The 13924-nt window shown below is 70.6% G+C and carries 14 protein-coding genes; 8 read left to right on the forward strand and 6 right to left on the reverse strand.

Going from position 1 to position 13924, the window contains the following annotated elements:
* Positions 1–19: 19 nt before the first annotated feature.
* The 5 genes from ACQPYZ_RS25185 to ACQPYZ_RS25205 are packed head-to-tail and all read right to left on the reverse strand — an operon-like array spanning position 20 to position 4439.
* Entirely contained in the window at positions 20–1075 is a 1056-nt protein-coding gene (locus tag ACQPYZ_RS25185) for a zeta toxin family protein (protein WP_433160446.1), read from the reverse strand.
* Positions 1072–1377 (reverse strand): hypothetical protein, encoded by a 306-nt coding sequence (locus ACQPYZ_RS25190; RefSeq protein ID WP_433160448.1) that lies wholly within the window; start codon positions 1375–1377, stop codon positions 1072–1074. The genes ACQPYZ_RS25185 and ACQPYZ_RS25190 overlap by 4 nt, the downstream gene beginning before the upstream one ends.
* 45 nt (positions 1378–1422) lie before the next feature.
* Positions 1423–3198, reverse strand: coding sequence for a 3-hydroxyacyl-CoA dehydrogenase family protein (locus ACQPYZ_RS25195; protein ID WP_433160450.1), 1776 nt, complete (start codon positions 3196–3198; stop codon positions 1423–1425).
* A 45-nt stretch (positions 3199–3243) separates the two neighbouring features.
* Positions 3244–4119: a class I SAM-dependent methyltransferase gene (locus ACQPYZ_RS25200; RefSeq protein WP_433160451.1), complete on the reverse strand. Its 876-nt coding sequence runs from the start codon at positions 4117–4119 to the stop codon at positions 3244–3246.
* A complete protein-coding gene (locus ACQPYZ_RS25205; RefSeq protein WP_433160453.1) occupies positions 4116–4439 on the reverse strand; it encodes a hypothetical protein in 324 nt (107 codons plus the stop codon). The genes ACQPYZ_RS25200 and ACQPYZ_RS25205 overlap by 4 nt, the downstream gene beginning before the upstream one ends.
* A gap of 66 nt (positions 4440–4505) precedes the next feature.
* On the opposite strand from ACQPYZ_RS25205, the gene nucS reads away from it, so the two are divergent.
* The 3 genes from nucS (at position 4506) to glmS (ending at position 7413) form a co-directional block, all read left to right on the forward strand.
* Complete coding sequence (gene nucS / locus ACQPYZ_RS25210) at positions 4506–5165, forward strand: endonuclease NucS (RefSeq protein ID WP_433160454.1); 660 nt, start codon at positions 4506–4508, stop codon at positions 5163–5165.
* 78 nt (positions 5166–5243) lie between these two features.
* Complete coding sequence (locus ACQPYZ_RS25215) at positions 5244–5525, forward strand: hypothetical protein (protein ID WP_433160456.1); 282 nt, start codon at positions 5244–5246, stop codon at positions 5523–5525.
* Between the two features lie 67 nt (positions 5526–5592).
* Entirely contained in the window at positions 5593–7413 is a 1821-nt protein-coding gene (gene glmS, locus ACQPYZ_RS25220) for a glutamine--fructose-6-phosphate transaminase (isomerizing) (protein WP_433160458.1), read from the forward strand.
* Between the two features lie 21 nt (positions 7414–7434).
* On the opposite strand, the gene glsA is transcribed toward glmS, so the two are convergent.
* Positions 7435–8796: a glutaminase A gene (gene glsA / locus ACQPYZ_RS25225; protein ID WP_433160459.1), complete on the reverse strand. Its 1362-nt coding sequence runs from the start codon at positions 8794–8796 to the stop codon at positions 7435–7437.
* Between the two features lie 103 nt (positions 8797–8899).
* Between glsA and ACQPYZ_RS25230 the strand changes: the two genes are divergently transcribed.
* From ACQPYZ_RS25230 to ACQPYZ_RS25250, 5 genes are read left to right on the forward strand one after another with little or no spacing between them, the layout of a single operon-like run.
* The gene (locus ACQPYZ_RS25230) at positions 8900–10027 is read left to right on the forward strand and encodes an L-talarate/galactarate dehydratase (RefSeq protein WP_433160461.1); all 1128 of its coding nucleotides are present in this window, start codon (positions 8900–8902) and stop codon (positions 10025–10027) included.
* Positions 9991–10695, forward strand: coding sequence for a FadR/GntR family transcriptional regulator (locus tag ACQPYZ_RS25235; RefSeq protein ID WP_433160462.1), 705 nt, complete (start codon positions 9991–9993; stop codon positions 10693–10695). Before ACQPYZ_RS25230 ends, ACQPYZ_RS25235 begins: the two co-directional genes overlap by 37 nt.
* Before the next feature lie 47 nt (positions 10696–10742).
* On the forward strand, positions 10743–11633 hold the full coding sequence (locus ACQPYZ_RS25240) for a LysR family transcriptional regulator (RefSeq protein ID WP_433160464.1): 891 nt from the start codon (positions 10743–10745) through the stop codon (positions 11631–11633).
* A gap of 39 nt (positions 11634–11672) precedes the next feature.
* A complete protein-coding gene (kdgD, locus tag ACQPYZ_RS25245; RefSeq protein WP_433160466.1) occupies positions 11673–12587 on the forward strand; it encodes a 5-dehydro-4-deoxyglucarate dehydratase in 915 nt (304 codons plus the stop codon).
* Positions 12584–13906, forward strand: a complete 1323-nt coding sequence (locus ACQPYZ_RS25250; protein WP_433160467.1) for an enolase C-terminal domain-like protein — start codon at positions 12584–12586, stop codon at positions 13904–13906. Before kdgD ends, ACQPYZ_RS25250 begins: the two co-directional genes overlap by 4 nt.
* Positions 13907–13924 lie beyond the last annotated feature (18 nt).

Here is a 13924-nt window from a genome sequence, read left to right on the forward strand (position 1 = left end):
GACCCGGAAGTCTTGCAGGTCAGAGGTTCCGCGGACCTCCGTCGATCGACCGCCCACCTGAAGCACGGCCGGCTTCCGACCGGGCCGCGGCTTCGCTCGACGGACCGATGTCGTGCGGCGGCGCGATCCCTGAGCCGGTGACGTGGCGGAGGGCGGCCACCTGGTGGTCGATACGGTCCTCGGCGGACGGCACGCGGTCGTGCTGTTCGGGAGCGGCGCGGGCGACCTCGCGGGTCATCGCCTCGCTGACCACGTCCCGGACCGGTTCGGCGAGGTTCGGCTCGTGCCTGAGCAGGGACATCGCCACCTCGCGGAAGTGCTCGCGCTCCGCCGGCGTCGGCGGACGGTTGCGCTCGGCAATGATCGCCTCGCGGGCGCCGGGTGGGCGCTCCATCGTGCCGTCGGCCTTGCGGTGGTTCTCGTACAGGACGTTGCCGTCACGGTTGACGACGTAGACGTCGTCGACGTACGCCTGCGACTCCAGCGCGTGCGCGGTGTCGGGCACGCCGCGGTACGCGCTGTCGTGCAGCCTCGGCGCCACCCAGCGGCCGATGCCCTGGTCGTCGACGGACTGCTGGTAGCGGTTCGCAACGCCGAGCAGGCTGTTGGCGTCGTTGGTCGCGACGTAGACGACCGCGACCCGGTAGCCGTCGTCGGCGAAGTGGTCGATCCAGGGCTTCGCGCCCTCTTCCCACGACAGCGGTGCGCTGGCCACCACGTCGTACTGCGTCTCTCCCCGGGTGAGGTGTTCGAGGCAGCGGCGGTGCAGCTCCGGCGGCAGGCTCTCGTGCACGTCCCGGTGCGCGTCGATCCCCCGCTCGCCCAGGAGCGCCCGGTACCGCGGATGCGCGACGGCGTGGTCGTCGAAGTCGTACGACGCTGTCGTCTCCGCGCCGAGGGCACGCTGTACGAGGTCCTGGGTCGTCGACTTGCCCGCGCCGGGCTGGCCGCCGATGAGTACGGCGGTCGGACGGACACCCGGTGATCGGTCCGGGCTCCGGAGCGGGGTGAGCTCGGCCAGGCGCTGCGCGACGACCGCGGCCGCCTCGGCCGGGGTGAGCGCGAGCTCGGTCATCGGCCGAGGTCGGCCTGGAGGCGGTTCAGGAGATCGGGGTAGGTGTGCAGGACCTCGGCGCGCTCCGCCGGGGACATCGCGACGCGGCGGCGGAAGGCCTCGGTGTGTAGGGCTCGCTCGGCCTCGAGGACATTCTTGCGGTCGGCGTCGGTCTCCTGGTTGACCAGCGTGTTGTAGCAGGACAGCACGCCCTGGATCAGGTTGCGGACGCGTTCGTGCTCGACCCGCTCGTCGTGGCTCAAGGGTTCGGCCGACTGACCGCCGAGGGCCTCGCTGAGGTGCCGGCCGGGTTCGTCGGGCATGCTCGCTCCTTACGTCCGATCAACCGGCCCCATGGTAGCCGTGGGTCAGGTGTAGTCGCGGAAACCGCGGCCGGTCTTGCGGCCGAGGTAGCCGGCCGTGACCAGGTGCTCCAGCAGCGGGGCCGGGGCGAAACCGGGCTCGCGGAACTCCAGGTAGAGGGTGCGCTGGATCGCCAGCGACACGTCCAGGCCGACCACGTCGAGGAGCTCGAACGGGCCCATCGGGAGGCGGCAGCCGAGCTTCATCGCGGCGTCGATGTCGTCGACGTTCGAGTAGTGCGCCTCGAGCATCCGGACCGCGTCGTTCAGGTACGGGAACAGCAGGGCGTTCACGATGAACCCGGCCCGGTCCCCGCAGCGCACCGGGTGCTTGCCAGCGGCAACGGCCACGGCGGCGACCGTGTCGGCCACCTCGGGCGCGGTGCTCACGGTGCTGACGACCTCGACCAGCTGCATCACCGGCGCCGGGTTGAAGAAGTGCAGGCCGACCACGTCACCCGGCCGCTTGGTCGCCATCGCCAGGTCGATCACCGGCAGCGAGGACGTCGTGGTGGCCAGGATCGCGCCCGGCTTGCAGATCTCGTCGAACGTCTCGAACAGCGCCTGCTTGACGCTCAGCTCCTCGACCACGGCCTCGATCACCAGGTCGGCCCCGGCCAGGTCGTCGAGTTTCGCCGTACCGGTGATCCGGCGCAGCGCGGCGTCCTTCTCCTCGGCGGACAGCTTGCCGCGCTGGACGCCCTTCTCCAGCGAGCGTTCCAGGGCCGCGCGGACGCGGTCGACCTTCTCGGTGCCGCGGGCAACGTAGACGACGTCGTACCCGGCCTTCGCGCAGACCTCGACGATGCCGACCGCCATCGTGCCGGAGCCGACCACGCCGACCTGCTGGACCGGGCGTACGGCGGGTGCGCCCGACGACGCCGGCGGCGTCTGCTCGTCATCCACCACCACCGGGGAGTCCGGGGCCTCGTAGGTGTAGAAGCCGCGGCCGGTCTTGCGGCCGAGCAGGCCCGCGGTGACCATCTGCTTGAGGATCGGGGCCGGTGCGTGCAGGCGGTTGCGGCCCTGCTTGTACATCGTGTCGAGGATCTCGTACGCGGTGTCCAGGCCGATCAGGTCGAGCAGCGCGAGCGGGCCCATCGGGTAGCCGCAGCCGAGCCGCATCGCCGCGTCCACGTCCTCGCGGGTGGCGTAGCGCGACTCCACCATCGAGACGGCGTGGTTCAGGTAGCCGAACAGCAGCGCGTTGGCGATGAAGCCGGCCCGGTCGGCCGCGACCACCGGGACCTTGTCCAGCCGGCGGGCGAGCGCCTGCACGTCCTCGACCACGTGCGGCTCGGTGACGACCGTCTTGATCACCTCGACGAACTCCTGCACCGGGGCGGGGTTGAAGAAGTGCATGCCGACGACCCGGCCCGGGCGCTCGGTGGCGACGGAGATCTCGGTCACGGACAACGACGACGTGTTGGTCGCGAGGATCGCGTCCTCGCGGACGATCTTGTCCAGCGCGGCGAACACCTCACGCTTCAGCTCGAGCCGCTCGACCACCGCCTCGATCACCAGGTCGCAGTCGGCGAGCGCCTCCAGCGTGGTCGCGAACGTGACCCGGTCGAACAGCGCCTCCTGCTCCTCGACCGACAGCTTGCCGCGCTTCACCGCCCGGTCGGTCGAGTGCTGGATGTGCCCGCGTCCGCGCTCGGCGGCCGCCTCGTCCCGCTCGACCCCGACCACGGCCAGCCCGTTGCGCGCGAACACCTCCGCGATCCCGGCGCCCATCGTGCCGAGACCCACCACACCCACCGTCACCAGTTCCCGAGCCATGCGACGAACTATGCCAGTCCCCCACTGGTCCGCCCATGAGCTGAGTCACGTGTGCTGGGCGAGGATGTGGAGCCAGGGGCCGATCTGGGTCTGGCTTCGTTCGAGGTGCTGGATGGTCCAGCCGGTCGTGGTGAGTAGGTCGCGGAGCGGTTTCTCCTGCCAGAGGACGAAGTGGCGGGGGAGGTCGAGGTGGCGGTTGGACCATTCCTCGCCGCTGCCTTCACGGGTGCTGAAGGCGAGGACGGGGGCTGCCTCGGCGGCTTTGCGGAGGACGTGGCCGAGCTCGGCGCGGTCGAAGTGCAGGAACACCGCGTCCGCGAACACCGCGTCGTACGGGCCGCCGAGGTCGTCGGTGATCGCGTTCAGCCGGTCGACGTCGTACCCGTCGGCACGCATCAGCTCGACGAAGGCCGGCGTCGCGTCGGTACGGCGTACGACGAAACCCCGGCGCTCCAGCTCGACCGCGTCCCGGCCGGTCCCGCTGCCGAGCTCGAGCACCCGACCGCCGGGGACCGCGGACGCGAGCAGGTCGATCAACAGGGTGTTCGGCCCGGCCGGGATCGACGCCCGGAACTTGTCGGCGGCCTGCTCGTACGACGCCAGTGTCACCTCGTTGTCCGTCTGCACCCGCGTCCACCCGTCGCCGGTGTGCTCAACGATCGCCGGCAACCGCAGCCCGAGGTCCACGCCGAGCACGACCACAGTCTCGCCCCGGTGCAGGTCCGCGATCGCCAGCAGCTCCTCGTCGGGCCGACGTACCAGCTCGGGTACGACGGTCAGCCGTACGCCGAGCCGCTCCGCCAACCGCGTCCCGGCGGCCGCCTCGCGAGGACCGGCGTAGACCTGAGCCACCCGCTCACCGTCGGCGGCGTCCACCAGCTCGCCGGGCAGCAGGATCCGGGCCGGGCACATGAGGTTCATTCGCGCACGTACTCCAGCGCCTCGGCGGCGTACTCCGGCCAGACCGCAGCGTGGGCCAGCGGGATCACCACCCACTCCTTCATCGGCCGGCCCATCCCCGGATCGAACGGCTCCGCGCCGGGCAGCGCGAGCGCCTTCTCCCGCGGCGCCGGCGGCAGCTTGAAGTTCATCGCGTCGCCGAACAGCCCGGCGACCACCTTCTTGCCGATCTTCAGGCAGGGCATGCCGAACATGCTGCCCCGGACCACGCCGGACGACTCCAGTCCGGCCGCGACCGCGTCGTACTGCGCGATCGCCTGCTCGCTGGGCTTCGGGATCATGGCACCAGACTGCCACTCCACGGGCGGCGTAGGTTCTGGCGCGGTTGTGGACTACGGTGCTTTCTCGTGCGCTTGGTGATCGCTACCTGTTCCGTGGACTACTCCGGCCGGCTGACGGCTCATCTGCCGATGGCGCCGCGGCTGCTGATGGTGAAGGCGGACGGCTCCGTGCTGATCCACGCCGACGGCGGCTCGTACAAGCCGCTCAACTGGATGTCGCCGCCGTGCAAGCTGACCGAGGACGACGGCGTCTGGAGCGTCACCAACAAGGCGGGTGAGGAGCTCCGGATCACCATCGACGTGGTGCACAGCGACACCGCGTTCGAGCTCGGCACCGACCCCGGGCTGATCAAGGACGGCGTCGAGGCGCACCTGCAGGAGCTCCTGGCCGAGCACGTGCACACGTTCGGCGACGGCTGGACCCTGGTACGGCGCGAGTACCCGACCGCGATCGGGCCGGTCGACCTGCTCTGCCGGGACGCGGACGGCAGGCACGTCGCGGTCGAGATCAAACGCCGCGGCGAGATCGACGGCGTCGAGCAGCTGACCCGGTACGTCGACCTGCTCAACCGTGACCCGCTGCTCGCCCCGGTCCGCGGGATCTTCGCCGCCCAGCTCATCAAGCCGCAGGCGAAGGTGCTCGCCACGGACCGCGGCCTGGAGTGCGTGACCGTCGACTACGACGCGCTCCGCGGCATGGAGTCCGACGTACTCCGGCTGTTCTAACTACTGACAAATCAGTGAATTTGCCCGATTTCGGGCAGATCCTTTGCCTTGACCCTGGAAACACTGCACAGTTGACGGGTGATCAGTGAGGCCGCGGCGGGTCCGGTGGACGAACTCGCCGAACAGATCAGCCGGACCACCGGCCTCCCGCCGGAGGACGCGCGGCGGGTGGTCGCGGACGTCCTGGCGTACTTCACCGAGACCACCGAGGAGTACGTCCGGCGCCGGCACCGTGAGCTGCAGACCTACGGTGCCCGCAACGACGAGATCTTCGCCCGGCTCGGCACCGAGCTCCGGCACTGGCCGGTCCGCTCACCCGAACTCTCCGCCCGGCAGCTGCGACGGATCGTCTACGGCTGACGGGGACGGCACGTGGGCCCGCCGCGCGGCGGGCCCTCCCACGACAACCTCCGAAAGGCATGAACACATGTGCGGAATCGTCGGGTACGTCGGCACCAAGCCGGCCGCGCCCATCCTGGTGGACGGACTGGCCCGGCTGGAGTACCGCGGCTACGACTCGGCCGGTGTCGCCGTGCTGGGGTCGAGTGAGCTGAAGGTGCACAAGGACGCCGGCCGGGTCCGCGAGCTGGAGGCGTCGCTGCCGAAGCGGTTCGGCGGCAAGCTGGGCATCGGCCACACCCGGTGGGCGACCCACGGCGGCCCGAGCAAGGACAACGCCCACCCGCACGTGAGCGGCAACGAGCGGATCGCCGTCGTCCACAACGGCATCTTCGACAACGCGGCCGCGCTCCGCACCCAGCTGGAGGACGCCGGCGTCAAGCTGCGCTCGGACACCGACACCGAGGTGCTCGCCCACCTGATCGAGCAGGCCGAGGGCGAGACCCTCGAGGAGAAGGTGCTCGCCAGCCTGCGCCGGATCGACGGCACCTACGGCATCGCCGTGATCGACCTGGAGTTCCCGGACCGGATCGTGGTCGCCCGCAACGGCAGCCCGCTGATCCTCGGCATCGGCGACGGCGAGATGCACGTCGCCTCCGACGCGGCCGCGCTGATCCGCTACACCCGTCAGGTGGTGTACCTGGACGACGGCGAGCTGGCCACCGTCCGCGCCGACGGCTACCGCACCTTCACCCAGGACGCCTCGCCGACCACCAAGACCGCGAAGACGGTCGAGTGGGAGGCCGACGAGTACGAGCGCGGCCTGCACGAGCACTTCATGATGAAGGAGATCCACGAGCAGCCGGACGCCGTCGGCCGGGCCATCCGCGGCCGCCTGGACGAGCGCTTCCACACCGTCCACCTGGGCGGGCTGAACATGGACGCCCGGGAGGCCCGGGAGATCAGGCGGGTCAAGATCCTCGGCTGCGGGTCGGCCTACTACGCCGGCCAGATGGGCGCCCAGTTCATCGAGGAGGTCGCCCGGATCCCGGCCGACGCCGAGCCGGCCTCGGAGTTCCGCTACCGCAACCCGGTGGTCGAGCGGGACACCCTGTACGTCGCGGTCAGCCAGTCCGGCGAGACGCTGGACACCCTGGTAGCGGTCCAGGAGCTGAAGCGCAAGGGCGGCCGGGTGATCGGCCTGGTCAACGCGGTCGGCTCCAGCATCGCCCGGGAGGTCGACGGCGGCGTCTACCTGCACGCCGGCCCGGAGGTCTCGGTCGCCTCGACCAAGGCGCTGACCAACATGGCGGTCGCGTTCGCGATGCTCGGCATCCACCTCGGCCGGATCCGCGACGTCTCCCCCGCCGACGGCCGCCGGCTGATCGAGGGCCTGAAGAAGATCCCCGGTCACATCGCCGAGGTGGTCGCCCAGGAGGAGGAGCTGGCCACGATCGCCGGCCGGCTCGCCCAGCACGAGAGCCTGTTCTTCGTCGGCCGGACCCGCGGCTACCCGGTCGCCCGCGAGGGCGCGCAGAAGCTGAAGGAGATCTCCTACCGGCACGCCGAGGCGTACCAGACGTCCGAGCTGAAGCACGGCCCGCTCGCGCTGATCTCGCCGGACGTGCCGAGTGTCGCGATCGTGCCGGACGACGAGCTGCTCGACCGCAACATCGGCGCGCTGCACGAGATCGGCGCCCGTTCCGGCCCGCTGTACGTGGTCACCCACCCCGGCGTGGACGTGCCGGACGGCGTGGCGGCGAAGATCGTCGTCCCGAAGAACGAGCCCGAGCTCGACCCGATCCTGCTCACGATCCCGCTGCAAATCATCGCCTACTACGCCGCCGTCGCCCTCGGCCACGACGTCGACAAGCCCCGCAACCTGGCGAAGTCGGTCACCGTCGAGTAGCACCAGCGGACCGCCACGCCATCACAACTGCAGTCCCTCGGCCTTCACCACGCTCGGCGCGGTGGAGGCCGCTGCATTGTGATGGCCCGCAGGTCCGGCATTCCGGGCCGGCGCCACCCCGCCCAGCGCGAGCCGGGCGGTCTCCCGATCGGCGCCGAGCCTCTTGTACGGGTGCAGGCCGAAGTCGTTCACCAGCCGCCGGCAGGTCTCGACCCCGCGGACCGAGTTCCCGACCTCGTCCAGCCGCGGCGAGAACACCACCACAGCCATCCGCTTCTGCGGCACGACCATCATCACGTTGCCCGAGACGCCGCTCTTCGACGGCAGCCCGACCTGGTCGGCGAACGCCCCGGAGTCGTTGTACATCCCGCTGTGCCCCATCACGGACAGCACGCGGCCGGCCGTCTCCGGCGAGAACACCCGCTCCCCCGAGTACGGCGCGACGCCGCCGCCGGCCAGGGTCGCACCGGCCGCGGCCAGCCGTCGTGCGTCGACCTCGAGCGAGCAGACGGCGAAGTAGATCTCGGCCGCCTTCTGCGGCGCGTCCCGGTCCGCCGGGTCGACGTTCAGCATCTCCTGGGCCGCCATCAGGCTGGCCAGGCCGCGGTTACCGTGCCCGGTGTCGCGTTCGGCCAGGAAGGTCCGGTGGTCGAATCCGGGCGCTTCGCCCATCATCCGGGTCCAGATCCGCTCGACCTTGGCGAACCGCTCGGACACGTCCTGCCCGGGCTCGACCAGGGCGAGCGTCGCGATCGCGCCCGCGTTGATCATCGGGTTCTGCGGCTTCCCGGCCGCGTCCAGCGACAGCCTGGGGTCGTTGAACGTCCCGCCGCTCTGCTCCTGGCCGACCCACCGGTGCACCTCCTCCGGGCCGGACTGCTCCAGCGCCATCGCGTAGGTGAACGGCTTGGACGTCGACTGCACACTGAACCCGGCCTCGGCGTCGCCGACCTGGAACACCTGACCGTCCGCGGTGCAGATCGCGATCCCGAACCGGTCCGGATCGGCGTCCCGCAGGGTCGGGATGTACTGCGCGACCTCGCCGGAGCGATCGTCCAGCAGGTCGGCGTAGATCCGCTCGACCCCGCGGCTGAGCTCCGCGAACTCGCTCGCCGGCACGGCCAGCTGATCCTGCAACGCCCGCCGGATCACCGGCTCGCGGACGACGGTCCGGAAATGGTCGAGGTCGAGCCACTCGGGCTGCCCGGGCTCGAACGGCGTACCGGTGTTCGCCAGGGTCCAGGTCAGAGCCTGGTCGACCCGCGGGTCGCCGGAGCGCAGCCCGGCCTGCTTGAGCTCCTCGAGCAGCTTCCACTTCCAGACCACGTTCGCCCGGTCGGTGTCGAGGGAGCGGAACAGACTGTCCACGTCGAATTCGGCCATGCGCAGAGCTTCGCCAGTGCGTGTTTCCACGCCGGATCCACGGTGTTACGTCCGGATCAAGGGACAACTCATCAGACATGTTGCTGACTTGTACGATGACTGGATGCCGAGTGATCAGATCCGCCACGTCCGGTTGTCGTCGGTTGTTCTTCCGCTGGAGGGGGCGGTGAGTGATGCCAAGGTGCTGACTGGGCGGCAGCGGCCTATGACCGAGGTCGTGATGTTGTTCGCCGAGATCGCCTCGGAGCAGGGTCACAGCGGGATCGGGTTCAGCTACTCGAAGCGGGCCGGTGGGCCGGCGCAGTACGCGCATGCCAAGGAGATCGCCGCGAATCTGATCGGCGAGGATCCGTCGGACATCGCGAAGGTGTACGACAAGTTGCTCTGGGCCGGGGCGTCCGTCGGCCGGTCCGGGGTGGCGACGCAGGCGATCGCGGCGATCGACATCGCGCTGTGGGACCTGAAGGCCAAGCGGGCGGACCTGCCGCTGGCCAAGCTGCTCGGCGCCCACCGCGACTCGGTCCGCGCGTACAACACCTCCGGCGGGTTCCTGCACGCGCCGATCGAGGAGGTGAAGGAGCGCGCGTCGAAGTCGCTCGCGGACGGGATCGGCGGGATCAAGCTCAAGGTGGGGCAGCCGGACACCCGGATCGACCTGGAGCGGGTCCGCGCGGTCCGCGAGCACCTCGGCGACGACGTACCGCTGATGGTGGACGCGAACCAGCAGTGGGACCGGCCGACCGCGCTGCGCTTCGGCCGGGCGCTGGAGGAGTTCGGCCTGGTCTGGATCGAGGAGCCGCTGGACGCGTACGACGCCGAGGGGCACGCGCACCTGGCCGCGGCGCTGGACACCCCGATCGCGACCGGCGAGATGCTGTCGAGCGTTACCGAGCACGTGCGACTGATCGACGCCCGGGCCGCGGACATCATCCAGCCGGACGCCCCGCGGATCGGTGGGATCACGCCGTTCCTCCGGCTGGCGGCGCTCGCCGATCACCACGGCCTCCAACTGGCCCCGCACTTCGCGATGGAGATCCACCTCCACCTGGCGGCGGCGTACCCGCGGGAGCCGTGGGTCGAGCACTTCGAGTGGCTGAACCCGTTGTTCGACGAGCGGCTGGAGACGCGGGACGGCCGGATGATCGTGCCCGACCGCCCAGGGCTCGGCTTCACCACCTCCGAACAGTGCGCGGGGTGGACGGTGGACGCCTGCGAGTTCGGCACGCGATGAGCGGGCTCGCGCACGAGGTCGTCGACCAACTGCGGGCGCGGATGCTCAGCGGCGAGCTCGCGCCCGGAGACAAACTGCCGGCGGAAAGCGCGCTGGTGGACGAGTTCGGGGTCAGCCGGACGGTGGTCCGGGAGGCCGTCTCCCGGCTGCAGGCCGCCGGGCTGGTCGAGACCTTCCAGGGCCGGGGATCCTTCGTGCTGGCGGTGCCCGAGCGGACGCCGGGGCTGCGGGACGTGCGATCGCACCGGGACGTCCTGGACTTGCTCGACTTCCGGATCGGGGTCGAGAGCGAGGCGGCCGGGCTCGCGGCCGGCCGGCGTACGGCGCCTCAGCTGAAGGCGATCGAACGGGCGCTCGACGACTTCCGGCGGATCGGTGAGGACCCGAGCCGGTCCGTCGAGGCGGACTTCGCGTTCCACCAGAAGATCGCGGCCGCGTCCGGGAACCGCTTCTACCGCGAGCTGATCGACTCGCTCGGCCCGATGATGATCATGCTGCCGCGGACCCGGCTGAACCCGGCGTACGAGGTGTCGGACACCGCCCATCTCGCCCGGGTGGTGCTCGAGCACGAGAACATCTACGACGCGATCGCGCGGTCAGACCCTGAAGCCGCCCGGGCCGCGGCACGGGTGCACCTGGCGAACACCCGTCACCGCCTGACCTCTTGATGCTCAAGCAACGCTGTCCAGCCGCCGACTGATACCTTTCGGGCATCATGTTCTCGCTCGACCAGTTGACAGCGTTCGTCGCCGTCGCCGAGGAACTGCACTTCGGCCGGGCCGCCGAGCGGCTGAGCATGACGCAGCCGCCCCTGAGCCGGCAGGTGCAGAAGCTCGAGCGCGCGGTCGGAGTCCGCCTGCTCGAGCGGGACAACCGGCGGGTGGTGCTGACGGAGGCCGGGCGGGCTTTCCTGACCGAGGCCAGGCGTCTGCTCGCGCTGGTCGAGACCGCTGGTGACCTGGCCCGCCGGGTCGACCAGGGCGCGGCCGGGACGCTGCGGCTCGGGTTCACCGCGACGTCCGCGATCAGGACGCTCGGTCCGCTGCTGCGGCGGATCTCGGCGGACCTGCCGGACGTCGACGTGATCCTGCACGAGCGCGTGACCTCCGCCCAACTCGACGGCCTGCTGCGCGGCGAGCTCGACCTCGGACTCGGCCGGCCGCCGTTCGACACCCGGCTGCTCGACTCCCGGATCGTCTTCCGGGAGCCGCTGTGTGCCGTTGTCCCGAGCAACCATCGGCTCGCGGTCGTCGACCGGCCGCTGACCCCGGCCGACCTCGCCGGCGAGCCGGTGATCAGCTACTCCCCGGACCAGGCCCGCTACTTCCACGAGCTCACGATCCGCTTCTTCGCCGAAGCCCGTCCGCGGATCGAGCAGCGGGTCCAGCAGATCCTCACGGTCACCCTGCTGGTCGCCGCCGGACGCGGGGTCGCGCTCGTCCCGGCGTCGGCCCGCCACCTCGGCGTCGAGGGCGTGACGTACTGCGAGGTCGGCGTACCGGGAGAGCCGGTCGAACTGCACGCGATCTGGCACCGCGAGGCGGCCAACCCGGTCCTGCACCGGGTGCTCACGATGCTCGCGGAGCATGACGAGATCCAGAATTGATCTTGGACAGGCATCGTCACGCGTTCCTACTGTGACTGCGTGACCCACTACTCCCCCGGCGAACTGGCCGCGCGGCTGAAGACCGGGCTGCTGTCGTTCCCCGTCACGCACTTCCACGACGACCTGAGCTTCAACGAGCCGGGCTACCGCGAGCACCTGTCCTGGCTGAGCCAGTACGACGTGGCTGGCCTGTTCGCCGCGGGTGGTACCGGGGAGGGCTTCTCGTTGACCCCGGCCGAGATCGACACCGTCGTCCGGACCGCCGTGGCCGAGATCGACGGCCGGGTCCCGGTGATCGCGCCGGCGACCGGCGGGACCATGGCCGCGATCGCCCAGGCGCAGGCCGCCGAGTCCGCCGGTGCGGACGGGATCCTGCTGCTGCCGCCGTACCTGACCGAAGCGGGTCAGCGCGGTCTGATCGAGCACGTGTCCGCCGTCTGCCGCAGTACGGCGCTCGGCGTCACCGTGTACAGCCGCGCGAACGCGATCCTGACCGACGTCACCGTCGCCGAGCTCGCGGACCGCAACGCGAACCTGGTGTGCCTCAAGGACGGCGTCGGGAACATCGAGCTGATGACCCGCACGTACGCCCGGCTCGGCGACCGGTTGACGTACATCGGCGGCCTGCCGACCGCGGAGACGTTCGCGCTCCCGCTGCTGCAACTCGGCGTCAGCACGTACTCCTCGGCGATCTTCAACTTCGTCCCCGAGTTCGCCCTCGGCTTCTACGCCGACGTGCTGGCGCAGGATCGCGAGTCCGTCTACCGCCGGCTGAACGACTTCGTCCTGCCCTACCTCGACCTCCGCGACCGCGAGAAGGGGTACGCCGTCTCGATCGTCAAGGCCGGCGTGACCGCGATCGGCCGCTCGGCCGGCCCGGTCCGCCCGCCGCTGCAGAACCTCACCGACGACGAGCGCGCCCAGCTGACCGAGCTGATCGGGAGGATCAAGTGACGCCCACGGTCACCTCGGTCGAGGTCGTCCCGGTCGCCGGCCACGACAGCATGCTGCTCAACCTGAGCGGCGCGCACGGACCGTTCTTCACCCGGAACGTCGTGATCGTGACCGACAGCTCGGGGAACACCGGCGTCGGCGAGGTGCCCGGTGGCGGGCGGATCGCGTCGACGATCGTCGAGGCGGCGGAACTCCTGGTGGGCCAGGAGATCTCGCGTTATCGCCAGCTACTGCGGACCGTTGCGCAGACGTTCGCCGATCGCGACGCCGGTGGTCGTGGACCGCAGACGTTCGACCTGCGGACGACCGTGCACGCGGTGACCGCGATCGAGTCGGCGCTGCTCGATCTGTTCGGGCAGCATCTCGGCGTACCGGTTGCTGAGCTCCTGGGCGACGGGCAGCAACGGGATCGGGTTCCGGTGCTCGGTTATCTCTTCTACATCGGCGATCCGGCGCGCACGGACCTGCCGTACCAGACCGGTGACGGGTTCGGCGATCGCTGGTCGGCACTGCGCCGGAAGCCGGCGTTGACTCCCGATGCGATCGTGGCGCTGGCTGAGGCGGCACAGGAGCGGTACGGGTTCGCGGACTTCAAGCTCAAGGGTGGGGTGTTCGACGGCGCGGAGGAGATCGCGGCGGTGACCGCGCTGGCGAAGCGGTTCCCGTCGGCGCGGATCACGGTCGATCCGAACGGTGCGTGGCCGGTGCGTACGGCGATCGCGTTGTGCTCGGGGCTGGGCGACGTCCTCGCGTACGTCGAGGACCCGTGCGGCGCGGAGGCGGGGTTCTCCGGGCGGGAGACGATGGCGGACTTCCGCCGGGCGACGGGGCTGCGGACGGCGACCAACATGATCGCGACCGACTGGCGCGAGCTGGCGCACGCGATCCGGGCCGACGCGGTGGACATCCCGCTCGCGGACCCACACTTCTGGACCATGGCCGGGTCGGTGCGGGTCGCCCAGGTGTGCAACGACTTCGGGCTGACCTGGGGTTCGCACTCGAACAACCACTTCGACATCTCGCTGGCGATGTTCACGCACGTCGGCGCGGCCGCGCCGGGTGACATCACCGCGCTCGACACGCACTGGATCTGGCAGGACGGGCAGGGGCTGACCAAGGAGCCGCTGCGGATCGTCGACGGCGCGATCGCCGTACCGACGCGGCCCGGGCTCGGCGTCGACCTGGACCGGGACGCGCTGGCGGCCGCCCACGAACTGTTCCAGGAGCACGGTCTCGGTGCGCGCGACGACGCGCTCGCCATGCAGTACCTGCTGAAGGACTGGGTGTTCGATCCGAAGCGGCCCTGTCTGGTGCGCTGATGTTCACCCGGTGTTGCC

The organism is Kribbella sp. CA-247076, from assembly GCF_050942445.1.
Classification (GTDB): domain Bacteria; phylum Actinomycetota; class Actinomycetes; order Propionibacteriales; family Kribbellaceae; genus Kribbella.